Annotated in this window: 29 protein-coding genes; 21 read left to right on the top strand and 8 right to left on the bottom strand. The window is 67.6% G+C overall.

What is annotated here, in order from left to right:
* Positions 1–181: 181 nt before the first annotated feature.
* The 3 genes from D620_RS0106310 to D620_RS0106300 all read left to right on the top strand — a co-directional run bounded on the left by D620_RS0106310 (position 182) and on the right by D620_RS0106300 (position 3,379).
* Complete coding sequence (locus tag D620_RS0106310) at positions 182–1,321, top strand: acyl-CoA dehydrogenase family protein (RefSeq protein ID WP_017664953.1); 1,140 nt, start codon at positions 182–184, stop codon at positions 1,319–1,321.
* A 162-nt stretch (positions 1,322–1,483) separates the two neighbouring features.
* Entirely contained in the window at positions 1,484–2,296 is an 813-nt protein-coding gene (locus tag D620_RS0106305) for an SDR family oxidoreductase (protein ID WP_017664952.1), read from the top strand.
* Between the two features lie 375 nt (positions 2,297–2,671).
* A complete protein-coding gene (locus tag D620_RS0106300) occupies positions 2,672–3,379 on the top strand; it encodes a Crp/Fnr family transcriptional regulator (RefSeq protein ID WP_017664951.1) in 708 nt (235 codons plus the stop codon).
* Between the two features lie 36 nt (positions 3,380–3,415).
* Here D620_RS0106300 and gmk read toward each other — a convergent pair whose 3' ends face one another.
* The 3 genes from gmk to D620_RS0106285 are packed head-to-tail and all read right to left on the bottom strand — an operon-like array spanning position 3,416 to position 5,029.
* Positions 3,416–4,063, bottom strand: coding sequence for a guanylate kinase (gmk, locus tag D620_RS0106295; protein ID WP_017664950.1), 648 nt, complete (start codon positions 4,061–4,063; stop codon positions 3,416–3,418).
* A 42-nt stretch (positions 4,064–4,105) separates the two neighbouring features.
* On the bottom strand, positions 4,106–4,507 hold the full coding sequence (locus tag D620_RS14805) for a hypothetical protein (protein WP_155800051.1): 402 nt from the start codon (positions 4,505–4,507) through the stop codon (positions 4,106–4,108).
* A 42-nt stretch (positions 4,508–4,549) separates the two neighbouring features.
* Positions 4,550–5,029 (bottom strand): SspB family protein, encoded by a 480-nt coding sequence (locus D620_RS0106285; RefSeq protein ID WP_017664948.1) that lies wholly within the window; start codon positions 5,027–5,029, stop codon positions 4,550–4,552.
* A 132-nt stretch (positions 5,030–5,161) separates the two neighbouring features.
* Between D620_RS0106285 and hisB the strand changes: the two genes are divergently transcribed.
* The 13 genes from hisB to pal all read left to right on the top strand — a co-directional run bounded on the left by hisB (position 5,162) and on the right by pal (position 13,610).
* The gene (gene hisB / locus D620_RS0106280) at positions 5,162–5,770 is read left to right on the top strand and encodes an imidazoleglycerol-phosphate dehydratase HisB (protein WP_017664947.1); all 609 of its coding nucleotides are present in this window, start codon (positions 5,162–5,164) and stop codon (positions 5,768–5,770) included.
* A gap of 116 nt (positions 5,771–5,886) precedes the next feature.
* Positions 5,887–6,513: an imidazole glycerol phosphate synthase subunit HisH gene (hisH, locus tag D620_RS0106275; protein ID WP_017664946.1), complete on the top strand. Its 627-nt coding sequence runs from the start codon at positions 5,887–5,889 to the stop codon at positions 6,511–6,513.
* Complete coding sequence (gene hisA, locus D620_RS0106270; RefSeq protein WP_017664945.1) at positions 6,510–7,238, top strand: 1-(5-phosphoribosyl)-5-[(5-phosphoribosylamino)methylideneamino]imidazole-4-carboxamide isomerase; 729 nt, start codon at positions 6,510–6,512, stop codon at positions 7,236–7,238. The genes hisH and hisA overlap by 4 nt, the downstream gene beginning before the upstream one ends.
* A gap of 12 nt (positions 7,239–7,250) precedes the next feature.
* Entirely contained in the window at positions 7,251–7,538 is a 288-nt protein-coding gene (locus D620_RS0106265) for a hypothetical protein (RefSeq protein WP_155800050.1), read from the top strand.
* Positions 7,535–8,299, top strand: a complete 765-nt coding sequence (hisF, locus tag D620_RS0106260; protein ID WP_017664943.1) for an imidazole glycerol phosphate synthase subunit HisF — start codon at positions 7,535–7,537, stop codon at positions 8,297–8,299. The genes D620_RS0106265 and hisF overlap by 4 nt, the downstream gene beginning before the upstream one ends.
* 14 nt (positions 8,300–8,313) lie before the next feature.
* Entirely contained in the window at positions 8,314–8,628 is a 315-nt protein-coding gene (locus D620_RS0106255) for a phosphoribosyl-ATP diphosphatase (RefSeq protein WP_017664942.1), read from the top strand.
* An 18-nt stretch (positions 8,629–8,646) separates the two neighbouring features.
* Positions 8,647–9,030 carry a histidine triad nucleotide-binding protein gene (locus D620_RS0106250; protein ID WP_017664941.1) on the top strand — a complete coding sequence of 128 codons (384 nt, stop codon included), beginning with the start codon at positions 8,647–8,649 and terminating at the stop codon, positions 9,028–9,030.
* A gap of 104 nt (positions 9,031–9,134) precedes the next feature.
* Positions 9,135–9,596 (top strand): YbgC/FadM family acyl-CoA thioesterase, encoded by a 462-nt coding sequence (locus D620_RS0106245; protein ID WP_017664940.1) that lies wholly within the window; start codon positions 9,135–9,137, stop codon positions 9,594–9,596.
* Between the two features lie 4 nt (positions 9,597–9,600).
* Positions 9,601–10,302 carry a protein TolQ gene (gene tolQ / locus D620_RS0106240; RefSeq protein ID WP_017664939.1) on the top strand — a complete coding sequence of 234 codons (702 nt, stop codon included), beginning with the start codon at positions 9,601–9,603 and terminating at the stop codon, positions 10,300–10,302.
* Positions 10,303–10,400: 98 nt separating this feature from the next.
* Positions 10,401–10,841 (top strand): ExbD/TolR family protein, encoded by a 441-nt coding sequence (locus D620_RS0106235; protein WP_017664938.1) that lies wholly within the window; start codon positions 10,401–10,403, stop codon positions 10,839–10,841.
* 12 nt (positions 10,842–10,853) lie between these two features.
* On the top strand, positions 10,854–11,672 hold the full coding sequence (locus D620_RS0106230; protein WP_017664937.1) for a hypothetical protein: 819 nt from the start codon (positions 10,854–10,856) through the stop codon (positions 11,670–11,672).
* Positions 11,672–13,060 carry a Tol-Pal system beta propeller repeat protein TolB gene (tolB, locus tag D620_RS0106225; RefSeq protein ID WP_017664936.1) on the top strand — a complete coding sequence of 463 codons (1,389 nt, stop codon included), beginning with the start codon at positions 11,672–11,674 and terminating at the stop codon, positions 13,058–13,060. The genes D620_RS0106230 and tolB overlap by 1 nt, the downstream gene beginning before the upstream one ends.
* A gap of 28 nt (positions 13,061–13,088) precedes the next feature.
* A complete protein-coding gene (gene pal, locus D620_RS0106220; protein ID WP_017664935.1) occupies positions 13,089–13,610 on the top strand; it encodes a peptidoglycan-associated lipoprotein Pal in 522 nt (173 codons plus the stop codon).
* A gap of 128 nt (positions 13,611–13,738) precedes the next feature.
* Here the strand turns inward: pal and D620_RS16875 are convergent, their stop codons facing one another.
* Positions 13,739–13,864, bottom strand: a complete 126-nt coding sequence (locus D620_RS16875) for a hypothetical protein (protein WP_017664934.1) — start codon at positions 13,862–13,864, stop codon at positions 13,739–13,741.
* 174 nt (positions 13,865–14,038) lie between these two features.
* Between D620_RS16875 and D620_RS0106210 the strand changes: the two genes are divergently transcribed.
* Both D620_RS0106210 and D620_RS16565 read left to right on the top strand, forming a co-directional pair.
* The gene (locus D620_RS0106210) at positions 14,039–14,572 is read left to right on the top strand and encodes a J domain-containing protein (RefSeq protein ID WP_026092004.1); all 534 of its coding nucleotides are present in this window, start codon (positions 14,039–14,041) and stop codon (positions 14,570–14,572) included.
* Between the two features lie 169 nt (positions 14,573–14,741).
* The gene (locus D620_RS16565) at positions 14,742–15,116 is read left to right on the top strand and encodes a heme-binding protein (protein ID WP_196795264.1); all 375 of its coding nucleotides are present in this window, start codon (positions 14,742–14,744) and stop codon (positions 15,114–15,116) included.
* 6 nt (positions 15,117–15,122) lie between these two features.
* On the opposite strand, the gene D620_RS0106200 is transcribed toward D620_RS16565, so the two are convergent.
* The gene (locus D620_RS0106200; protein WP_017664931.1) at positions 15,123–15,959 is read right to left on the bottom strand and encodes an SDR family NAD(P)-dependent oxidoreductase; all 837 of its coding nucleotides are present in this window, start codon (positions 15,957–15,959) and stop codon (positions 15,123–15,125) included.
* Positions 15,960–16,170: 211 nt separating this feature from the next.
* Between D620_RS0106200 and D620_RS0106195 the strand changes: the two genes are divergently transcribed.
* Entirely contained in the window at positions 16,171–17,007 is an 837-nt protein-coding gene (locus D620_RS0106195) for a DNA/RNA non-specific endonuclease (protein ID WP_017664930.1), read from the top strand.
* On the opposite strand, the gene D620_RS0106190 is transcribed toward D620_RS0106195, so the two are convergent.
* From D620_RS0106190 to pdeM, 3 genes are all read right to left on the bottom strand, one after another.
* Positions 17,004–18,443, bottom strand: a complete 1,440-nt coding sequence (locus D620_RS0106190) for an SLC13 family permease (protein ID WP_017664929.1) — start codon at positions 18,441–18,443, stop codon at positions 17,004–17,006. The two genes, D620_RS0106195 and D620_RS0106190, sit on opposite strands and share 4 nt — an antisense overlap.
* A gap of 121 nt (positions 18,444–18,564) precedes the next feature.
* Positions 18,565–19,044 carry a translation initiation factor IF-3 gene (gene infC / locus D620_RS0106185; RefSeq protein ID WP_017664928.1) on the bottom strand — a complete coding sequence of 160 codons (480 nt, stop codon included), beginning with the start codon at positions 19,042–19,044 and terminating at the stop codon, positions 18,565–18,567.
* A 124-nt stretch (positions 19,045–19,168) separates the two neighbouring features.
* Positions 19,169–19,888, bottom strand: coding sequence for a ligase-associated DNA damage response endonuclease PdeM (pdeM, locus tag D620_RS14800; protein ID WP_051020555.1), 720 nt, complete (start codon positions 19,886–19,888; stop codon positions 19,169–19,171).
* A 113-nt stretch (positions 19,889–20,001) separates the two neighbouring features.
* On the opposite strand from pdeM, the gene hemF reads away from it, so the two are divergent.
* The gene (hemF, locus tag D620_RS0106175; protein ID WP_017664926.1) at positions 20,002–20,859 is read left to right on the top strand and encodes an oxygen-dependent coproporphyrinogen oxidase; all 858 of its coding nucleotides are present in this window, start codon (positions 20,002–20,004) and stop codon (positions 20,857–20,859) included.
* A 78-nt stretch (positions 20,860–20,937) separates the two neighbouring features.
* Positions 20,938–23,028, top strand: coding sequence for a RelA/SpoT family protein (locus D620_RS0106170; protein ID WP_017664925.1), 2,091 nt, complete (start codon positions 20,938–20,940; stop codon positions 23,026–23,028).
* The last annotated feature ends 199 nt before the right edge of the window (positions 23,029–23,227 follow it).

Here is a 23,227-nt window from a genome sequence, read left to right as displayed (position 1 = left end):
CGTCATTCTCCCCTCCCGCCGAAGGTTGGCTCTGCCAGCCGTCAAATCGGAACAACGGGAGGGGTCGGGGTGGACCCGCGCGACCGCTCGCAGGCCCACCCCGCTGCGACTAGCCAGCAAGCTGGCAAGTCTCGCTACCCCTCCCGCAGGCGGGAGGGAGGAATCTTGAGAGGGAAAACCAATGCCCCTGTATCACAACGAAGATCAGGCGATGCTCGCCGATACCGCGCGCGGCTTCATTGCCGAGGAAGGCAATATCGCCAAGGGCTTGCGCCACTGGCGCGACCGCAACTGCAAGGACGGCTTCGGCCATGCGCTGTGGAAGCAGATGGCCGAAATGGGCTTCACCGGCATGCTGGTGGAGGAAGCCGACGGCGGGCTCGGCATGGGCCATGTCGAGGCCGGGATCGTGCTGGAAGAGATCGGCCGCAACCTCACGCCCTCGCCGTTCCTGACCTCCTCGGTGCTGGCGGCAACGGCCCTCAAGCACGGCTCGGCGGACTTGAAGGGCCGCTACCTGCCCGGGCTGATTGCGGGTGACAGCGTGTTCGCCGTCGCCATCGACGAGACCGCCAAGCACCGCCCGGCGCGCATCACCACCCGCGCCGAGAAATCGGGCAACGGGTTCAAGCTCTCGGGCGCCAAGAGCTTCGTCATCCACGGCGCGAGCGCGGACATGATCGTGGTCGCCGCGCGCACGGCCGGGGCTGACGATGATGCCGACGGCATCACGCTGTTCGCCGTCCCCAAGGACGCGGCGGGCGTGAGCCATGACAGCGTCCGGCTGGTCGATTCCGCGATGGCCACCCACACCAAGTTCGACGGGGTCGAACTGGACGGCGATGCCGTGATCGGCGAGATCGACGGCGGGCGCGCGGTGCTCGAGGCGATGCTGGTCGCAGGCCGGATCGGCGCGGGGGCCGAAGGCGTGGGCGTGGCGCGCGGCGCGATGGACATGACGGTCGACTACCTCAAGCAGAGAAAGCAGTTCGGCAGGCTGATCGGCGAGTTCCAGGCGCTCCAGCACCGCGCCAGCCACCTCTATTCCGAGGTCGAGATCGCCCGCGCGGTGACGATCAAGGCGCAGCAATTGCTCGACGGCGGCTCGCAACATGCCGACCTGATGGCGAGCGTCGCCAAGGCCAAGGTCGCGCGCACGGCGCGGCTTGCGGTGCAGGAAGGCGTGCAGATGCACGGCGGCATCGGCATGACCGACGAATACGACATCGGCCTTTACATGAAGCGCGACCGCGCGCTGGCCGAGTTCCTCGGCGACGCGACGTTCCATGCGAACCGCGTGGCGGAATTGAGCGGGTATTGAGCCTTCACCACCCCTCCCGCTTGCGGGAGGGGTGCGAGACTTGCCCGCTTGCTGGCTGGTCGCAGCGGGGTGGGCCTGCCCGGCCCATTCCCACCCGTGATCGGAGTCACGTGCCTCCGATCACCCCCTCCCGCAAACGGCAGGAGGAGAATGGAGAGAACAATGGACATTCAATCACTTTTCAGCCTCGACAATCGCATCGCCCTCGTCACCGGCGGCAGCCGCGGGATCGGCAAGATGTTCGTCGAGGGGCTGCTCGCGGCGGGCTGCGCGCGCGTCTATATCTCGGCGCGCAAGATCGAGCAGATGCAGGCCACCATCGACGAGTTCGGAGCAGATAAAGTCATCGGCATCCCCGCCGACCTCAGCCAGATGGACGGCATGATCGCGCTCGCGGACGCGTTGAAGGCGCGCGAGAGCTGTCTCGATATCCTCATCAACAATGCGGGCGCCGCCTGGGGCCAGCCCTATCTCGAATTTTCCGAGGCCGGCTGGCACCGGACGATGGATCTGAACGTCAAGACCCCGTTCTTCCTCACCCAGAAGCTCCACGACCTGCTGGTCGCGGGCGGCAAGCAGGGGCATCCGGCCAAGGTCATCCATGTCTCCTCGATCGATGGCCAGCGGATCAACCCGTGGGAGACCTATGCCTATCAGGCCTCCAAGGCGGCGGTGATCCAGCTGACCCGGCGCATGGCCGCGCGGCTGATCCACGACAATATCGTCGTCACCTCGATCGCGCCCGGCGCCTTCCCGTCCGAGATGAACCGCGCCGCCAAGGACGCGCCCGACGCCTCGGCGAGCGGCATCCCGGCCAAGCGCATCGGCACCGCCGAAGACATGGCGGCGGCCGCGATCTACCTTGCGAGCCGCGCGGGCGATTATGTGGTGGGCGAGACGCTGACGGTCGATGGCGGCGTGGTCAACGCGCTGCTCCCCAACCACTTCGCCGATCCTTCGGGCGGCGGCCACTAAGGCTGCACCCGACATTCAGCGCTGACGGCCTGCAAATGGCCCGTTTGCCGGCGTTCCGGTGCTCACGGCTAGAAAGGCCGCTGCGCTCCGGGTCCGGCAAACGCACCATTTTCGGCACGTCATCATCTGAATGTCGGGCACAGCCCCGGCCGTAAAAAAGGGGCCCACACCCCCTCTCACAAGGGGTGTGGGCCCAAGAGGCAGGGGAGAATTGCTCCCCCGCCCGGGTCGCACAGCCGCTATCGCAGGCGGCGCGCGCACGGTCTGTGATGGCCATCACGGTCTTGCCCGCGCAGGCGACATATTGTCCCTCTTGCCAGCCGTTGCGGGGCCGATCCCGAGCCCCTATTCACGGCCAACCCAAGGGGGCCACTCATGATGCTGGATACGCTCGACGATCTCATCGCCCGGCTCGCGCCCGACACGCTGCTGCGTGCGCTCGCGCCCGAACAGCTCGAAACCCTGCTGCGCGAGGCGACCCGCCGCGACCTGCGCCCGGGCGAGCCGATCATCTCGCAGGGCGACGAGAATGGCGACTTCGCGGTGGTGGTGCTGACCGGCGGGCTCAAGATCGCCATGGTCAGCGCGAGCGGCCACGAGATCATCCTCAACTATTGCGGACCGGGCGAACTGGTGGGCGAGATCGCGATGCTCGATTCGGGCCCGCGCACCGCGACCGTGATTGCCGCGGTGCCTTCATCGGTGCTGCTCCTGCCCAGCCACACCTTCCTTGCCGCGGCAACCGCCAACGCGGTCTCGGCCGCAGGCGTGATGCGCGAGCTCGCCCGGCGGGTGCGCCAGCTCAACCTGGTGATCGAAAGCGACCGCACCTTCTCGATGGCCCCGCGCCTTGCCCGCGCGCTGGTGCGGCTGGTCGATCCGGCGCGCGGCGATGGCCGGCTGCGCTACGATCCCAACCAGAGCGACCTCGGCGCCTTTGCCGGCCTCGCGCGCGAGAATGTCAGCCGGCTGCTGTCGGACTGGGAAGCGCAAGGGGTGATCACCCGCGAGGGCCGCGCGCTGATCGTGAAGGATATGGGCTACCTCCAGACCCTCGCCGAATTCGGCGACGATGCGGCCTGATTTCCGGTCGCGCGTCAGCGAACCTCGATAAAAGCCCTATCCCATCAGCCCGCGCACGAAGGGGATGAGCCCGGTCTGGCGCATGCGCTTCATGCGTTCCGCTTCCAGAATGGCGCGGACCTTGTCGAAGCACACGTCGATATCGTCGTTGATGATGACGTAGTCGTAGCCGTCCCAGTGGCTGATTTCCGCCCGCGCGCGTTCCATACGCGCGGCGATGACCTCGGCGCTGTCGGTGCCGCGGCCCTTGAGGCGGTTGTGCAGTTCCTCGATCGAGGGCGGCAGGATGAACACGCGGACCACGTCCTGCTGGTCCTTCTGGTAGAGCTGCTGGGTGCCCTGCCAGTCGATATCGAAGAGGAAATCCTGCCCCGCCTTCAGGCCTGCACGGATCGCCCCCTTGGGCGTGCCGTAGCGGTGGCCGAAGACCTCGGCCCATTCGTAGAAATCGTCCTCGTCGACCATCGCCTGGAAGCGGTCGGGCGAGACGAAGTGATAATGCACCCCGTCGATCTCGCCCGGGCGCGGCGGGCGGGTGGTGGCGCTGACCGAGAGCATGATCTCGGGATCCTTGGCCAGCAGCATCCGCGACAAGGTGGTCTTCCCCGCGCCCGAGGGCGAGGAGAGGATGAACATCAGGCCCCGGCGGTGGAGCTGGTCGGCTGGTTGAGAGGTATCGCCCATAGCGCCCGTTGCACCATCAGGGGTGGGCAAATCAAGCGGGGATCAGGATTCGTCCGTTTGCAGGGGCGCTGCGGGGGGCGTCTTGCCGGCGCGGCGCTTGGCTTCGAGCCGCTTGCCGCGGTCGTAAAACACCTTGGCCGCAAGCACGCCGGCCACCACCGCCAGCCCCAGCGGCGAACGGCGCGCAAGGCGGCTCGCGCCGTAGAGCGCAAGGCTCGATGCGAGCCCGCGCTGGCCCACCAGCTTGTCGGCCTTGTCCCGGCCGTGGCTCCTGACGATCAGGCCCTTCTCCAGCCGGTCGCGCAGCAGGCCCCCGGCAGCCCGCAGCACGATATCGGCGATGACCAGATTGGTGCCGGCCGAAGGGCTGGGGAGGGGGAGGCCGGAAGGCTTGGGCGGCGCGCCGGCCGCGTCAGCGGGCGCGGCGGGTGCGGCTGGCTTCACCCGCTTGCCCCTGCCTGTGCGTCCGGCCCCCGCCATGGAGCGCTATTTCTTGCGGCCGAAATCGATCGAGACGACGTTCGAGCCGTCGGGATCGGTGTCCGGCCCGTCGTTCTCGGCATCCTCGTGGGTTTCAGGCTCGAGCTCCTCGACCGCGGCCTGGAACTGGAGGCCGAAATCGACCGCCGGATCGACGAAGGCGGTGATCGCGGCAAACGGAATGGTCAGCTTGGCGGGCACCTGGTTGAAGGTGAGGCTGACCGAGAAGCTGTGCGGCAGCACCTCCAGGTCCCAGAACTTGTTCTGGAGCACGATCGTCATCTCGTCGGGGAAACGTTCGCGCAGGTGCGGCGGGATCGACACGCCGGGCGCGGCGGTCTTGAAGGTGATGTAGAAGTGGTGCGCGCCCGGCAGCGTGCCGCCGCCGCTGACGATCGAGCCCAGCACCCGGCCGACCACGGCGCGCAGGGCTTCCTGCACGATCTCGTCATAGGGGATCAGGCTGTCGGGCGTGTCTGGGTTCATGGCTGGACGGATTCGTGACGGTATGCGCGAAGTTGGTCAAGGGGCTTTGGCCTGTCATGCCGCATTGACGCCGCTATCGGACCGATGCGCGGCCCGCTTGTCATGTGCCGCCAGCCGACTATAGCGCGGCTCATGGCCAGCACTCCTCCCCGCACCGGCGCGGTCAACCGCAACACCACCGAAACCAAGATCGCCATCGCCGTCAATCTCGACGGGACCGGCGCCTATGACGTTGCCACCGGCATCGGGTTCCTCGATCACATGGTCGAACAGTTCAGCCGCCATTCGCTGATCGACGTGACGATGCGAGTGGAGGGCGACCTCCACGTCGACCAGCACCATACCACCGAGGATTCGGCGATTGCGCTGGGGCAGGCGATCGCGCAGGCGCTGGGCGACAAGGCCGGGATCGGGCGTTACGGCGCGGCCTATTCGCCGATGGACGAGACGCTTTCTCGCGTCGCGCTCGACATTTCCGGGCGGCCCTACCTCGTGTGGAAGGCGAAGTTCACGCAGGAACGCCTCGGCGAATGGGACACCGAGCTGATCGAGCACTGGTTCCATTCGGTTGCACAGGCCGCCGGGATCACGCTTCACATGGAGCTCATCTACGGCACCAACAACCACCATATCTGCGAAAGCCTCTACAAGGGTTTTGCCCGCGCGATGCGGCAGGCGGTGGAACGCGACCCGCGCAAGGGCGGGGCGATCCCGAGCACCAAGGGGCAACTGGGTGGGTAGGCAGAGCCGATCGGCTGCGCAGCAGCCGCAAGGCCAACCGGCCGCCCGCAGCGGGCGCGGCTTTGCCGCGCGCCTAGCGAGGACCGCGCCCGCGGAGGCGGGTGCGGAAAACAAGAATGCCTGAAGTCATTGCTCTGATTGATTACGGCGCGGGCAATCTGCATTCGGTTCACAATGCGCTCAAGGCCGCTGGGGCGCAGGTGACTGTCACCGCCGATCCTTACGTGGTGCGCGCGGCCGACCGGATCGTGCTCCCCGGCGTCGGCAGCTTCAAGGCCTGCGCCGAGGGCCTGAACGCCATCCCCGGCATGGTTGAGGCCATGAAGGAACGCGTTCATGTGGGCGGCGCGCCGTTCCTCGGCATCTGTGTGGGGATGCAATTGCTGGCGGATCGCGGCCTCGAACATGGCGAGACGCCGGGCCTCGGCTGGATCCCGGGCGAGGTGCGGCGGATCGCGCCCTCCGACCCCGCCATCAAGGTGCCGCACATGGGCTGGAACGATGTCGCGATGCTCCCCCACGCGCGCGGGTCTGCGGTGATCGCGGAGGGCGAGGCCTATTTCCTCCACTCCTACCACTTCGCCGCTGACGATCCGCACAATGTCGCCGCGATGACCGACCACGGCGAGGGGCTGGTCGCCGCCGTCGCGCGTGAAAACATCCTCGGCGTGCAGTTTCACCCGGAGAAAAGCCAGGGCTACGGCCTCGCCACGCTCCGGCGCTTTCTGGAGTGGTTCCCGTGATCATCTTCCCCGCCATCGATCTGAAGGGCGGCCAGGTCGTGCGCCTTGCCGAGGGCGACATGGACCGCGCCACGATTTACGGCGATGATCCGGCCGCGCAGGCGCTGATCTTCGCGCAAGCCGGCGCGGAGCACCTCCACGTGGTCGACCTCGACGGCAGCTTTGCAGGCGAAAGCCGCAACCGTGCGGCGGTGGAGGCGATCGTCGAAGCCTTCCCGGGCTATGTGCAACTCGGCGGCGGCATCCGTGACGCCAAGGCCGTGGAGGGGTGGTTCAACCTCGGCGTCGCGCGGGTGGTGATGGGCTCGGCGGCATTGAAGAACCCCGACTTCGTGCGCGAGATGGCGCGCGAGTGGGAGAACGGCATCGTCGTCGCGGTCGACGCCAAGGACGGCATGGTCGCGACCGAGGGCTGGGCGGAAGTCTCCGACGTCCCCGTCACCGACCTCGCCCGCCGCTTCGAGGACGCAGGCGTCGCCAGCCTGCTGTTCACCGACATCGGGCGCGATGGCCTCTTGAAGGGCGTGAACATCGAGGCGACCGTCGACCTCGCGCGCAGGGTCGACATTCCGGTGATCGCCAGCGGCGGGGTGAAGGGGCTGGACGACATCCACATCCTCTCGCTCCACGCGCACGAGGGGATCGAGGGGGTCATCACGGGCCGCGCGCTCTACGAAGGGCGGCTCGATCTGGCAGCCGCGATTGCGATGGGAGCGCGGGGTTAAGCCATGCGGCTCGTGGGGTTGCTCTTCCTTGCACTCACCTTTCTTGCGGGGCTGACGGTTGGTACCGTCGAGATCGCGCTGATCAATCTCGTTGTTTTCCTCGTCTGTGCGCTGATCGCGACGCGCATTCTGGAGCCGCAGTGGGGCCGCAACGGGCTGGTCTTTGGAATGGCAGGTGCTTTCTTCATCAGCGTCCTCTGGCCTGCCGTGGCCTTTGGCTTGCGCGGCGGTGACTGTGAATCCTCAGACTGCGACGAACAGCAGCCGACCGTGAAAATCTACAAACAGGTGGCCCAATGACCGTCCGCATCCGCGTCATCCCCTGTCTCGACGTTGCCGATGGCCGCGTGGTGAAGGGCGTCAACTTCGTGGACCTCAAGGACGCGGGCGATCCGGTGGAGCAGGCGCGCGCCTATGATGCGGCGGGCGCGGACGAGCTGTGCTTTCTCGACATTTCCGCCAGCCACGAAGGGCGCGGGACGCTGCTGGGCATGGTGCGGCGCACGGCGGAGGTGTGCTTCATGCCGCTGACTGTCGGCGGCGGGGTGCGCTCCGCCGAAGATGCGCGCGCGCTGTTGCTGGCAGGCGCCGACAAGGTGGCGGTCAACTCCGCCGCCGTCGCCCGCCCCGAGCTGGTGGGCGAGATCGCCGCGCGCTTCGGCAGCCAGTGCGTCGTCGCCAGCGTCGATGCGCGCCGGACGCCGCGCGGGAACTGGGAAATTTTTACGCATGGCGGGCGCAAGCCGACCGGGATCGACGCGGTGGAATATGCGATGAAGGTCGCAGACCTCGGCGCGGGCGAGTTGCTGGTGACGAGCATGGACGGAGACGGCACCCAGCGCGGCTACGACCTCGCGCTCACCCGCGAGATCGCCGATGCCGTCAGCGTCCCGGTGATCGCCAGCGGCGGGGTGGGGAGCCTCGAACACCTTGTCGAAGGCGTCACCAAGGGCCACGCCAGCGCGGTGCTGGCGGCGAGCATCTTCCACTTCGGCCACCACACCATCGCCGAAGCCCACGCGGCGCTGCGCGCGGCGGGCTTGCCCGCGCGCGGGGTTTGACCGAAAGAGGCTCAATGGACATCCTCGCCCGCCTCGAAGCCACGATCGCCCAGCGCCGCACCGCCTCGCCGGAGGCAAGCTATGTGGCGAGGCTCCATGCCAAGGGTCTCGCCAAGATCGCGCAGAAAGTGGGCGAGGAGGCGACCGAGACGGTGATCGCCGCGCTTGCGGGCGACGAGGCCGAACTGGTCGGCGAGGCCGCCGATCTCCTGTTCCACCTGATGGTGCTGCTCGCCGAAAAGGGCGTGGCGCTGGAGGCGGTGCTCGCCGAACTCGGCCGCCGCGAGGGGCTCTCGGGCATCGCCGAGAAAGCCGCTCGTTCGGAGTAACCCCCGGAGCCAAGACTGATGCCGATCGACCCGACCCTGCCCTACGACGACGCCAACATCTTCGCGAAGATCCTGCGCGGGGAGATCCCCTCGCGGAAGGTCTACGAGGACGACTGGGCGCTCGCCTTCGAGGACATCAACCCGCAGGCCGACATCCATACGCTCGTGATCCCCAAGGGGCGCTATGTCAGCTGGGACGATTTTTCCGCGAAGGCGAGCGATTCCGAAATTGCCGGGTTCGTGCGCGCGGTGGGCGAGGTTGCGCGGATGAAGGGGCTGGTGGAGCCCGGCTATCGCCTGCTCGCCAATATCGGCCAGCATGGCGGGCAGGAGGTGCCGCACCTCCATGTCCATATCTTCGGCGGGCAGCCGCTCGGCCCGATGATCGCGCGGCGCGGCTGAACGCCTTCACCTTGCGCGCGCACCCCCGTTAGCCTGCGGTTCATCGACACATCGCGAGTGTCCCGGCTTTGCAACGGACTCTCCGCTAGGCTAATCGGCAAGGCATGACCTCTCCCACTCCCCCCGGCGGCGTCCTTGATGGCGCGCGGCATCTTTATGCGGTGCGCGTCTATTACGAGGACACCGACCTTTCGGGGATCACCTACCACGCCAATTACCTGCGCTGGTTCGAACGCGCGCGGTCCGACCTCTTGCGGATGCTCGGCATCGACCAGCGCGCGGCGATCGAGAGCGGGGAGGGCGCCTATGCGCTCTCCGAGGTCCATCTCAAATACCTCGCGCCCGCCCGGCTCGATGATGACGTGGTGATCGAAACCCGCTGCACCGAGCTTGGCGCGGCCTCGTGCCGGATGCACCAGATTGCGCGGCGCCCCGGAGACGATGGCGCGCGGATGCTGTGCGAGGCGCAGCTGCGCGTCGGCTTCATCACGCTGGATGGCCGCCCGCGCCGTCAGCCCGCATCCTGGCGCGCCGCCTTTGCCGCCTTCATGAACAAGGACCAGTGACCCCGTGACGTTCGATCTGCTTGCCGCCGCTGCCACAACGCCGACCCGGCTCGATCCGGTCGAACTGTTCCTTCAGGCCGACATCATCGTGCAGGCCGTGATGGCCGGGCTGATCGTGGCAAGCGTGTGGGTGTGGACGATCATCGTCTCCTTCTCGCTCAGGATCGGCGGGCTTGGCAAGAAGTCGCGGGAATACGAGGCCGAATTCTGGGAGCAGCAGAACCGCGAGCCGCTGCTTGCCAAGCAGGTCAGGAAGGAAGTCCCCGCCGCGCGGGTGGCGGCGGCCGGGCTCGATGAATGGAGGAAGTCCACCGCCAGGCAGCCGGTCGACCGCGAGGCCGCCCGCCAGCGCATCGCCGCGGTGATGGACAGCCAGATCGCCGAGGAAGCCGACGAGCTTGCAGGACGGTTGAACTTCCTTGCGACCGTCGGTTCGGTCGCGCCGTTCGTGGGCCTGTTCGGAACGGTGTGGGGGATCATGAACTCGTTCTTCCAGATCGGCGCGCAGCAGAGCGCGAGCCTCGCCGTGGTCGCGCCCGGCATCGCCGAGGCGCTGTTCGCGACCGCGATCGGCCTGTTCGCCGCGATCCCCGCGGTGATCGCCTACAACCGCTTCGGCGCCGCGGTGGACCGCTACGAGGCGGCGCTCCAGCGCTTTGCCGACAAGCTCCACACGGGGCTGAGCCGGGAATTGGACAAGGCGTGATTTGTTTTGAGCATCCTCGCTCATGCGACCTTGCGGTCGCGTCGCTGCGGGCGGCCGTTCGGCCTTGCGGCGGCTTCGCCGCCGAATGGAGCTGACAAATGGCATTGAACCTTTCCTCCCGCCGCAAGGGCTCCAAGCGCTCGCGCCGCGCGGCGATGTCGGAGATCAACGTCACGCCGCTGGTCGACGTGATGCTGGTGTTGCTGATCATCTTCATGGTGACGGTGACGCTCCCCGCCGTGGGCGTGCCCATCGACCTGCCCGAAAGCCGCGCTGCGCCGGTCGAGGAGAAGCCCGACCAGATCACCGTCTCGATCGACGCTGCCGGCACGATCTATATCGAGGATGCGCCGGTGCCCGCCGGAGGCCTCCCCGCCGCGCTCGAGGCCCTGCAACGCGGGGGCGAGCCACCGCTGGTGGTGCTGCGCGGCGACCGCAGCCTCGATTACGGCAGGGTGATGCAGGTTATGGGCGAGCTGGGCCGCGCGGGCTTTACCTCGATCTCGCTGGTCACCGATGGTTCAGTTAGCGCCCCATAACGGCAGGACAGGATGGGAGACACCGCGCTCAGCAACGAAGAGAAGATCGGCCTTGCCGCCGCCGTGCTGCTGCATGGCGCGCTGGTGGGCGTGCTCGCCATGCAGACGATGCGCAGCGAGGTTACGGTGTTCCCCGAGCGGATCAATGTCAGCCTTGCGACCGAGGTGGGGCTGGACGCCGCGGCGCCCGATCCGGTGAGCGAGAGCCGCATGGCCGCTGCCCCGACGATTGCCGACAATCCCGCGCCCGCTCCGCAAGCCGCCAAGCCCGAGCCTGCGCCGCGCGCGGCTCCGGTGCCCCCCAAACCCCCGGCGCGCACCGCGACCCAGCAGCCCGCGCCCACACGCGACCGCTCGCGCCCCGACCGCACTCCGCCCAGGCAGGTGACCACGCAGCCAAGGCAGACCACCGGCAAACCGGGCGGCGCGCCGCGCGTCGGCGACGACTTCCTCGACGGCAAGGGCAGCTCGACCACCACCACCGAAACCCGCGCGCCCGCCCAAGCGATCGGCGCAACCGAGCTCGCCTCGCTGCGCAGCGCGGTGGCGCGGCAGGTTCGGACCAAGTGGCAGGGCCGCGTGCCGCAAGGGCCCGATGCCGAAAAGCTCGTCACCCGCGTGCGCTTCCGCCTCAACCCCGATGGGACGCTTGCCGGTGAGCCGCAAATCCTCGGCGCGACCACCGGCGTGACCGATCTCAACCGCAACCAGGTCGCCCGCCACCGCGAGGAAGCGGTGCGCGCGATCAAGCTCGTCGGGCGATTCAAGGTTCCCTTCCCGGTGCCGGCCGATAAAAACAGCTTCACTCTGGACTTCGATAGGAATTCGTAATGAAGGCGCTGATTGCCTTGCTGCTTGCCGGAACCGCCGTCGCGCCTGCTGCCGCGCAGGATCTGGGCGCGCCGCAAGGTGCCGAGGCCCCGGTCGAGGTGATCGACAGCAGCGCTGACGAGGACGTGGTCATCCGCATCACCGACGAGGCCGCCTGGTCCGATATCGGCATCGCCATCCCCGCCTTCGCCACCGACCGCGAGCGCGCGACCCCCGCCAACGAGGCGGGCACCGGCGCCTTGGGCCGCGAGATCGCGCGGGTGATCACCGCCAACCTCAGGAACAACGGCCTGTTCAAGCCCGTCGGCCCCGACAGCCTGCCGCAGCCCGCCTTCTCCGCCATGCGCGCACCGGCCTATGGCGCCTGGGCCGGGCAGGGGGCGGAGATGCTGGTGCAGGGCTATGTCACCGCGCGGGATGATGGCCGGCTGACCGTCGGCTGCTACCTCTATGACGTCGAGCTCCAGCAGCAGCTGGTGAAGGAGGGCTGGGTGGTCGCCGCGGCCGACTGGCGGCGCGCGGCGCACAAGTGTTCGGACCTCATCTTCGCGCGCCTCACCGGCGAGAGCCCGTTTTTCGACAGCCGCATCGCCTATATCGCCGAGACCGGCCCCAAGGACCGCCGGGTCAAGCGCCTTGCGGTGATGGATTCGGACGGCGCGAACCACCGCTTCCTCACGCTGGGGAGCGCCACCGCGCTCACCCCGCGCTATTCGCCCGACTATTCGAAGATCCTCTACCTCAGCTACGTCGACGGAAACCCCCGCATCTATGTCTACGACATCGGCAGCGGCAAGCAGACCCTCGTCACCGAGAACCGCAACCCCACCATCGCCCCGCGCTGGTCGCCCGATGGCAAGTCGATCCTGTTCTCGATGGCGGTCGCGGGCAATACCGATATCTACCGCATCGCGGCGACCGGCGGCACCGCCACCAAGCTCACCGACACGCCGGGGATCGACGTGGGTGGATCCTACTCGCCCGACGGCACAAGAATCGTGTTCGAAAGCGACCGTTCGGGCAGCCAGCAGTGCTACATCATGGACGCCGACGGCACCAACCAGAAGCGCATCAGCTTTTTCGGCGGGCGCTGCGCCACCCCCGAATGGAGCCCACGCGGCGACCAGATCGCCTTCACGCGGATCGCGGGCGATTTCAACGTCGCGGTGATGAACACCGGCGGCGGGGGCATGCGCGTGCTGACGAAGGGCTGGCAGGACGAGGCCCCCACGTGGGCGCCCAACGGCCGCATCATCCAGTTCTTCCGCACCGAAAAGAACACCGGGCGTTCAGGCATTTGGCAGGTCGATCTCACCGGCCAGAACGAACGCCGCCTGCCCACCCCGGTCGACGCTTCCGACCCCGCCTGGGGCCCGATCCGGCCCTGACATTTCCCCCACAAAAGGAACTCGTGCGATGAACACCAAGCTTGCGACGATCTTGCTCCTCGCCTCGGCGAGCGGGCTTGCGGCCTGCGCCAAGAAGGCGCCTGACACCCTGCCGCCCGAACCCATCCAGACCATCCCGACCGCGACCCCGACCTCGCGTCCGGTCACGCCGGGTGGCCCGGCGGTGGGCACGCAGGCGCACTTCGCACAGGCCGTCGGTTCCTCGACCACGATCTACTTCGATACCGATCGCTACAATGTCGACACGCAGGATGCCGCTGCCCTGCAAGCCCAGGCGCAATATTTCGCGCGCTATCCGCAGATCACCTTCACCATCGAAGGCCACGCGGATGAACGCGGCACGCGCGAATACAACATCGCCTTGGGCGAAAAGCGCGCCAATGCCGCCAAGGCCTACCTCGTCAGCCTCGGCGTCGATGCCAATCGCATCGCGGTGGTGAGCTATGGCAAGGAGCGCCCCGTCGCGCTCGCCTCGAACGAGGCCGCCTGGGCGCAGAACCGCCGCGCGGCGAGCGTCATCATCAACTGATTATAGCCCCTTCCCCTCGGGGAAGGGGTTGGGGATGGGGGCTCTGCCGTTGATGGCGTAGCTCCCCCACCCCCGACCCCTCCCCAAGGGGAGGGGAGACTGGCGTCAGCGCAGAAGCAAGCCGCGCCTCAGAACGCCTGCGTGATCGCGACCGGCGCCTCGATCCCCGCCAAGTCGCGCGCGCCCGTCATCATGCACAGCCCCGCGAGCGCGAGCACGCAGAACAGGCTGGAAAGGGTCAATTGCTGGCTCATCGTCAGGTCCGGTCATCGCTGGCGGCGGGCAGGGGCCGCATCGGGTTGTTTCGCACTGCAACATTTCACATTGCAACCGGTTCCCGCATTCTCACGCCTTCCCATTTCCGGCCATAGCGCCTAGATTGACCGCGTGACCCAATCGACCAACGACATGATCCCGGGGCCTGCCCGGTGAGCCGCGCGCGCCGGTCGATGGATTGGGGCTTTCCGCGCTGGCGCGGCTATGGCTCCTCGCAGGAAGCGGCGAACGTGCGCATCTGCGACCGCCACGGCTGTGACGAGCCGGGGACATGCCCCGCGCCCAAGGCCCCGAACAGCCGTGACCGGTGGTATTTCTGCCAGAAGCACGCCGCCGAATACAATTCCAGGTGGGATTACTTCGAAGGCCTCGACAAGGCCGAAAAGGAGGAACGCGCCCGCGCCGAACGGCAGGAAAGCGCAGGCTATGCCGAGGCCTCGCATTACGGCTGGGCCGGATCGGGGGACGGCTCGCGCAGCGCCGATGAAATGCGCGCGCTGGAAGTGCTCGGGCTTGAACCCGACGCCGATTTCGATGCGATCAAGAAGGCCTACCGTGCCCGCGCCAAGGAAGTGCACCCCGATGTGAAGCCCGGCGATGCCGAGGCCGCGCGGCAGTTCCAGCTGGTCCAGACCAGCTATGAGGTGCTGCGCGCGGCCGAGGAACGGCGCGAGTGGCGGGGGTAGTTTCGCGTCAAGAGGAGTAAGGGCGATGATTGCAGGCAAATCGATGCGCGCGGTCGCAACTTCAGCCATGTTGGTGACGGTTTGCGTTGCCGCCGTTGCACAGACACCTCCCCCAGCAACAGCAGCGCCCGCTCCTGCGGCACCGCAAGCCTATGGCGCTCCGATCGGTTTGGACGATGCACAGGCAATCATCCGTGCCGGTTTGGCGATGGCCGAGGCCGAGGGGCTCAAGATTTCGCTGGCGGTGGTCGAGCCTTCGGGGGAACTTGTCGCCTTCGTGCGGATGGACGGCGCGATCTACGGATCGATCTACGCCGCCCCGGCCAAGGCGCGCACCGCAGCGCGCTACCGCGTGGCCACCGCCTCGCGCGAGCAGCAATTGATGGGCGGGCGGCTCCCGATCCTCTCCAACGACGAGGTGATGGCCATTGGCGGCGGCGTGCCGATCGTGCGGGAGGGCAAGGTCGTGGGCGCTGTCGGCGTGTCGGGCGGCACCGCCGATCAGGACGCCATGATGGCCAGCGCCATCGCCGCAAACCCTTAAGCTGCGCTAGTCCGCTCGCGGCCCGGCAAACCCCTTGCCCTTGGAGTCGATCTGCGGATCGGGGTTGTCGTTCCACCATGCCACATCGGTCCAGGGGCGCACGTCGATCTCGTGGGTCCAGCAATTCCTAGGCTGGTGGGCGAGGTGCCAGTAGGTCTCGGCAAGGGCGGCGGGGTCGATGAGGCCGCTCTCGCCCTTGCCCTGCTTGAAGGCCTCGAAGCGGTCGCCGAGCAGCTTGCCGAGGGTGTCGGGGGCGTCGACCGGGCCGTCGACGATGACGTGGGCGACATGGACGCCCTGGCGCGCGAACTCGGCGTTCAGGGTCTGGCACAGCATGCGCCGCCCGCCCATCGCCGCGGCGTGGCTGTGCTGGCCCGCGTTGCCGCGCACCGCGGCGGTGGCGGAGGTGACGAGCAGCGTGCCGTGCGCGCCGGTCTTGGCCCGCTCCACCATGTGCGGCAGCAGCGCATGGGCCAGGCGGAAGACGCCGTAGGTGCCGAGCCGCCAGCCGAGCTCGAAGATGCGGTGCGGGGTCTGGTCGAGGCTGCGGTTGCCGATCTGCGCGCCGAGGTTGTAGAGCGCGGCATGGACCGGGCCGATGTCCGCCTCGGTGCGCGCGACCAGCTCCTCGATGCTGCCGTCCTCGGCGGCGTTGAGGAGCGTGCCGGTGGCAGAGCCGCCCGCTGCCTCGATCTCGCCCACCATGCGGGCGAGGCCCTGCGCGTCCGAGCGGCGGGCGAGCACCGCGTGATAGCCTCCGGCAGCAAAGCGCAAGGCGGCATTCCCGCCGATCCCCGCGCCCGCTCCAATCACCAGAAACACCGGCTTGCGGCTGTCGGTCATGGCGTGCTCCTCCCTTGTCCAGCGCCGAGGGCTAACGGGCCTGTCACGCGCATGCAAGCAAGGCGCGGCATGACCCTTCAGAAAAGGGCAGATGGGCAAGGGCGCCGCCATGCGTCATGGTCCGCCCGCAGCCGTCAGAGCCCTCGCTGGTCGCATATCCGCATTGAACACGGGGCGCCGCTGCGCGCTCCGCCGCCAAGGGGAGTGAGGCATGAATGATCCGTTCCTGATGCAGCGCGAGCTGCGTTACGGCTATCCGGTGTGCGACCAGGTGCTGACCGGCCGCCATTTCACGATCGGCTATTCCTGGTATTTCCGCCAGGCCAAGTGGACGCTGGAGATCGTCAACCGCGATCTGGAGCTGGTCAACGACACCGTGCCCGAGCCTGACCGGCTCGACAATTTCCGCGCCGACACGCGCATCCCCGAACGCTTCCGCGCCGGCCTCAAGGCCTATACCGCGAGCGGCTATGACCGCGGGCATCTGGTGGCGAGCGCCAACCAGGACCTCGTCGAGATCCAGAATTCGGAAACCTTCCTGCTCTCCAACATGTCGCCCCAGCACCCCGATCTCAACCGCAAGCGCTGGCGCGAGCTGGAGGAGGCGATCCGCAAGCTCGACGCGCGCAAGGACGTGCTCGAAACCTATGTGCTGACCTGCCCGGTGTTCTACTTTGGCGAACCGGTCGAGCGGATCGGCAGGAACCTCCCCGATTTCGGGATCAGCGTGCCGGTGCCCCACGCCTTCATCAAGAGCGTGCTGGCCGAGGACCGGCAGGGCCGCCACCGGCTGTGGACCTTCAAGATGGCGAACCCGCCGCTGGTCGCCGATCCTGCCGCGCCCGATCCGCTGGCCAACCGCGATCTCGGCAGCTACCTCGTCAAGACCTATGACGCCGAGCAGATCGTGGGCGGGCGGTTCTGGGACGGGATCGCGGGCGGCGACATGCACGTGGCCAAGGGCGGCGAGGGCAAGCTCGAGGCGATGTGGCCGCAGGATGAGGCGGAGCCCTTCGCGGGCCTCAAGCCGCTCCCGCCCGCGCCCTAGGTCAGCGCCGCGATCCCCCAGACGAGGGCGACGATCAGCACCGCGCCCGCGATGTCGAGCAGCGCGCCCGCGCTCACCATCGCGCCGATGCGGATGCGGCCCGTCGCCCAGGCGATGGCGTTGGGGCCGGTGCCGGCCGGGAGCATGAAGCCCCAGCTCGCCGCGAGCGCCGCGGGCAGCGCAAGCAGCACCGGGTCCGCGCCCAGCGCCACCACCAGTGATGCGACCACCGGCACGATCCCGGTGGCGGTCGCGACGTTGCTGGCGAATTCGGTGATCACGATCACCAGCACCGTCACCGCCAGCGCGACCAGCAGCAGCGGCCAGGCCTCGAGCGGGAGCAGCGCGGTGCCGATCCATTTGGCAAGGCCCGAGGCCTGCATCCCGCCCGCCAGCGCCAGCCCGCCGCCGAACATGAAGATCACGCTCCACGGCGCGCGCTCGGCTTCCTGCCACACCAGCAGCGGGCGGCCGGTGCCGTCGGGCAGAAGAAACAGCGCGAGCGCGGCGATCACCGCGATGGTCCCGTCGGTCCACGAACCGGGCGGCAACAGCGGGGCGACCAGCGGCTGGCTGACCCAGGCGATGAAGGCCAGCAGGAAGACCGGCACCAGCCGCCGCTCGGGCGCGCTCCAGGTGGCATGGCTGTGGATCGCGGCGCGCGCGGCGGCGACATCGAAGGGGTGCTCGGCCACCTTCTGCCCCCGCGCCACGATCCACGCCGCCAGCGGCACGGCAAGCAGCACCAGCGGGATGCCGTAGAGCGACCATTCGGCAAAGGTGATGCGCACGCCTGCGATCCTGTCGAGCAGCCCCACCGCAATCGCATTGGTGGGCGAGCCGACGATCGTGCCCAGCCCGCCGATGCTCGCGGCAAAGGCGATGCCCATCGGCAGCGCGCCCGCGATGCCGTCTTGCGGCACCGGCCCGTCACCCTCGGCCACACTCCCGCCCCCTTCCAGCACCGCCAGCGCCATCGGCATCATGATCAGCGCGGTCGAGGTGTTGGAGATGAACATCGACAGCAGCGCGGTCGAAAGCATGAAGGCAAACAGCAGCCGCACCGCGCCGCCATCGGCCCCGACCAGCCGCAGGATCGCCAGGCTGAGACGGCGGTGAAGGCCGGTCCGCTCGACCGCGAGCGCGATGAAGGCCCCGCCCAGAAGCAGGAACAGGATCGGCGAATAATAGGTCGCGGCGGTCTTGTCGGCGTCCGAGACACCCGCGAGCGGCAGCACCACGAAAGGCAGCATCGCGGTGACCGAAAGCGGCACGGCCTCGGTCATCCACCACGCGGCCATCCACGCGGTGAGGCCCGCCACCAGCCAGGCGCCGTCACCCATGCCGGCCGGCGGCGCGGCAAGGGCGGTGGCCGCCAAGGCGAGCGGGCCCATGGCGAGGCCGATCATCCGGGGGCTGATCCCGCGCGCGGTCATGCGATGTGCTCTTCCCCCGTCATGGCCGTCAGGGACTATCAGCAGCGGCGGGGGCGGGCAAGGAAAAGGGGCGGAAGCCTCGCGGCCCGCCCCCCATGTCCTTGCGGGCGATGGCGCGCGCCTACTTGGGCGCGAGCACCATCAGCATCTGGCGGCCTTCCAGGCGCGGGAAGGCTTCGACCTTGGCGACTTCGGCGACATCTTCCTGGACCTTCTTCAACAGGTCCATGCCGAGGTGCTGGTGCGCCATTTCGCGCCCGCGAAAGCGCAGGGTGATCTTCACCTTGTCGCCATGTTCGATGAACTTCGTGACGTTGCGCATCTTCACGTCGTAATCGTGCGTGTCGATGTTCGGACGCATCTTCACTTCCTTGATGTCCTGCGTCTTCTGCGTCTTGCGCGCGAGGTTCGCCTTCTTCTGCGCCTCGTAGCGATACTTGCCGACATCGAGGAACTTGCACACCGGCGGGTCCGCGTTGGGGGACACTTCGACGAGGTTCAGGCCCTTTTCGTTGGCCTGCTCGATCGCTTCGCGCGTGTACATGACGCCGAGGTTTTCGCCTTCGTCATCGATGACGCGAACCTTGGGGACGTTGATCATGAAATCAAAACGAGGGCCGCTTTTGACAGGCGGGGCCAACGAGCGCCGGGGTGGACGTGATATGGGGTGTTCTCCTGTGGTAGCTTCGTGCTGGCGGCTATGTAGTGCGAAACAATGCCGAGCGCTAGGTGGAGTCTTGCGCCGCCGCCTGCCACAGCGGAAAGCGCGCGATGCGGCCGCTTGCCGGCATCAGCGCCTCGATCCTTGCCGCGGGCTGGAGCGCGCCGAGGATCTCGGGGTGGCCCGCGTCGAGCCCGCCCGTCAGGCTGCCGAAGGCGGGGAGGATCATGCGCTCGGCCCCGCTGTGGCTGCGGGACATGACCGCGCAGGGCCGGGCGATGTGGCGGTTCCTGACATTGACGCGCAGCTTGGGGTGATAGTGGCCCGACAGTTCCGGCGCGGCCTCTGCGCGCTTCGCTTCGTGGCGCAGGATCACGCCGCCGATCACCAGTTCGGGCACGATCGTGCCGCCGAAGCCGCGCGGCAGCGCCTCGTCATGGTTGCCGGTGATCCACACCCAGTCGAGCGACCGGGTCAGCGCCTCGAGCATCCCCGTGCAATGCGCATCCAATCGCAGCGCGCCTGCGTCATCGTGGAAATTGTCGCCCAGCGTGATGACCCGCCGCGCGCCCGTCGCCTTCACCGCGTCGGCCAGCCGTTCGAGCGTGTCGCGGCTGTCATAGGGCGGGAGCATCTGGCCCCTTGCGGCAAACCAGCTCGCCTTTTCCAGATGCAGGTCGGCGACCAGCAGCGCGCGTTCCGCAGGCCAATAGAGCGCGCGCCCTTGCCCGAGCGCAAGCTCGTGTCCGGCGAAGGGGAAGGGGGCGAACATAGCGCGAACCATGGCCGTCCTCTGCCGCCAATTCCGGCGCTTGGCAACTCCTCGCGCGGGGCAAAGTCGGGGTTGCGGCCCGCGCGCCTTCGCCTATGGTGCGGCAAGATGACGGACGGGGATGTATGACAGACTGGACACCTTACACCGAACGCGCGCGCGTGTGGTTCGAAGCCTTGCGCGATGACATCTGCGCCGAGTTCGAGGCGATCGAGCGCGAGGCGGGCTCGGACGCGGCCTTTCAATACACCCCCTGGCAGCGCGAGGAGGAGGGCAACCCTGACCCCGGCGGCGGCACGCAGGGCCTGATGAAGGGCAAGGTGTTCGAAAAGGTCGGCGTCAATGTCTCGACCGTGCGCGGCAGCTTTGCCAAGGAATTTGCCGGCAGCATCAACGGGGCGAGCGCGGAAGCCCCCGGCTTCGTCGCCACCGGCATCAGCCTCGTTGCGCACATGGCCAATCCGCATGTGCCCGCGGTCCACATGAACACCCGCTTCCTCACCACCACCAAGGCATGGTTCGGCGGCGGCGCGGATTTGAACCCGCCGCTGCCCTATGCCGAGGATACCGCGCAGTTCCACGCCGCGATGCGGGCCGCCTGCGATCCGCATGGGCGGGACTATTACGAACGCTATTCGAAGTGGGCGGAAGAGTATTTCTACATCCCCCACAGGAAGGTCGGACGCGGGGTGGGCGGGCTGTTCTGCGACCATCTCGAATGCCCCGACGATGCGGTGTGGGAGCGCAACTTCGCCTTCATCCAGGACATCGGCAAGCAGTTCCTCGCCGCCTTTCCCGCGATCGTCAGGAAGCGCATGGCAACACCCTTCGATGCGGCGGACGAGGCACAGATGTTCGAATACCGGGGCCGCTACGCCGAGTTCAACTTGGTCTACGACCGCGGCACGATCTTCGGCCTCAAGACCGGCGGCAATATCGACGCGATTTTGATGAGCCTGCCGCCCAGAGCCACCTGGTCATAACGCGCGACATGGTCGTAGCGTGACGAGGGGCTTCTTCGCACTTGCGGCACTGCGCCCTCACGCACATATTCGATAGCGATGCTCCGCCAGTACGAACTCGTCGAGAAGGTCCTCGATTACGACCCGCAGGCCGATGAGGCGATGCTCAACCGTGCCTATGTCTATACCGTGCAGAAGCATGGCAGCCAGAAGCGCGCGAGCGGGGACCCCTATTTCTCGCACCCCGTCGAAGTCGCGGGACTGATGACCGACCTGAAGCTCGACCAGGCGACCATCATCACCGCGCTGCTGCACGACACGGTCGAGGACACGCTTGCCACCATCGACGATATCGAGGCCCATTTCGGCCCCGAGGTCGCGCGGCTGGTCGACGGGGTGACCAAGCTCTCCAAGATCGAGACCATGCCCGAGAACGAGCGCGCGGCGGAGAACCTCAGGAAGTTCCTGCTCGCCATGTCGGAAGACATCCGCGTGCTGCTGGTCAAGCTCGCCGATCGCTTGCACAACATGCGCACGCTGCACTTCATCAAGAACCCCGGGAAGCGCCAGCGCATCGCCCGCGAGACGATGGATATCTACGCCCCCCTCGCCGAGCGCGTCGGCATGTACGAATACATGCGCGAGATGCAGGCGCTGGCCTTCCGCGAGCTTGAACCCGAAGCCTGGGCGACCATCACCGGCCGGCTCGAACATCTGCGCTCGCAAGGCGGCGGGCAGGTCGATGACATTGCCTTGAAGATCAAGCAGCGCCTCGCCGAAGCGGGCCTCAAGGTCGAGGTCTGGGGGCGCGAGAAGCACCCCTATTCGATCTGGCACAAGATGGCCGAACGCCATGTCAGCTTCGAGCAGGTCACCGACATCATGGCCTTCCGCGTCCTCACCGAAACCGAGGAGGACTGCTACCGCGCGCTGGGCATTCTCCACACCACCTGGCAGTTCCTGCCCGGGCGGTTCAAGGACTATATCTCGACCCCCAAGTCGAACGGATACCGCAGCCTTCACACCTCGCTGATGTACGCCAATTCGATGCGCGTCGAAGTGCAGATCCGCACCCGCGAGATGCACCGCACCAACGAATTCGGCCTCGCCGCGCACTGGGCCTACAAGCAGGGCGAACGGCCCGATGGAGCGGTCGGCTGGCTGCGCGACCTCATCGAGATTGTCGATGCCAGCCACGATGCCGAGGAACTGCTCGAGCACACCCGGATGGCGATCTACCAGGATCGCATCTTCGCCTTCACCCCCAAGGGCGCGCTGTTCCAGCTGCCCAAAGGGGCGACCGCGGTCGACTTCGCCTTCGCGGTCCACACCAAGCTGGGCTTGCAGACCGCCGGCGTGAAGATCAACGGGCGACACATGCCGCTGCGCACGCCGCTGGCGAACGGCGATGTGGTCGAGATCATCAAGAACCCCCACGCCTCCCCGCAATTGTCGTGGCTCGCCTTCGTGGTCACCGGCAAGGCGCGCGCCGCGATCCGCCGCGCGGTGCGGATGAAGGAGCGCGACGAGGTCGCAAGCATCGGCTCCAAGCTGTTCGACGAGATTTCCGCCCGCGTGCCCGCCCGCATCGGCAAGAAGGCGATCCGCGTGGCGGTCGAACGGCTCGGAATGGAGGAGCCCGATGACCTCATGTATGCGATTGGCGCCGCCAAGATCACCGACCGCGAGGTGATGGAGGCGCTGGTCCCGGGCTGCACCGCGGGGATCGAGGAAGACGAGCACTGGGAGCGGCGCGAGCGCGCGATCTCGATCACCGGCCTCACCCCCGGGGTCGCCTTCGATCTTGCCCCCTGCTGCCACCCCGTGCCCGGCGACCGCATCGTCGGCATCCGCCGCAAGGGCGAACCCGTGCTGGTCCACGCGATCGACTGCATGGAACTGGCAAGCGGGGTCGATAGCGACTGGATCGACCTTGCCTGGGGCAAGCAATCCTCGGGCGCGACCGGGCAATTGTCGGTCACGATCTACGACCGGCTGGGCACGCTCGCCGAAATGGCGGGCATCTTCGCGCAGAACAAGGCCAACATCATCACCCTGATGCAGGCGCATATCGACCACCCTTTCGTCACCTACGATGTCGAGGTCGAGGTGGAGGATGCGGTGCATCTGAACCGCATCGTCTCGGCCCTGCGCGCGAGCGATGCGGTGGCGCAGGCAGAACGGCAGTAGGGCCACATGGTGCCTCCCCGTTCCGCAGGAATGGGGAGGGGGACCGCCCGCGCGGCGGGTGGTGGAGGGGTATTGCGAAGGTTACGCGGCTGCGCCGCGGGATTTCACGCAAAGATCGCAGAGAAGAAAGGGGGGGCGCAGAGAAGTTGCACTTGCGGCGAAGCCGCGCTCTCTATCCCATGTATCGGCTCGTGGGGCG

The sequence above is a fragment of the Porphyrobacter sp. AAP82 genome, assembly GCF_000331285.1.
In the GTDB taxonomy this organism is placed as follows: Bacteria; Pseudomonadota; Alphaproteobacteria; order Sphingomonadales; family Sphingomonadaceae; genus Erythrobacter.
The sequence above is the reverse complement of the archived record's forward strand: the minus strand, read 5'-3'. Positions and strand labels throughout refer to the sequence as shown.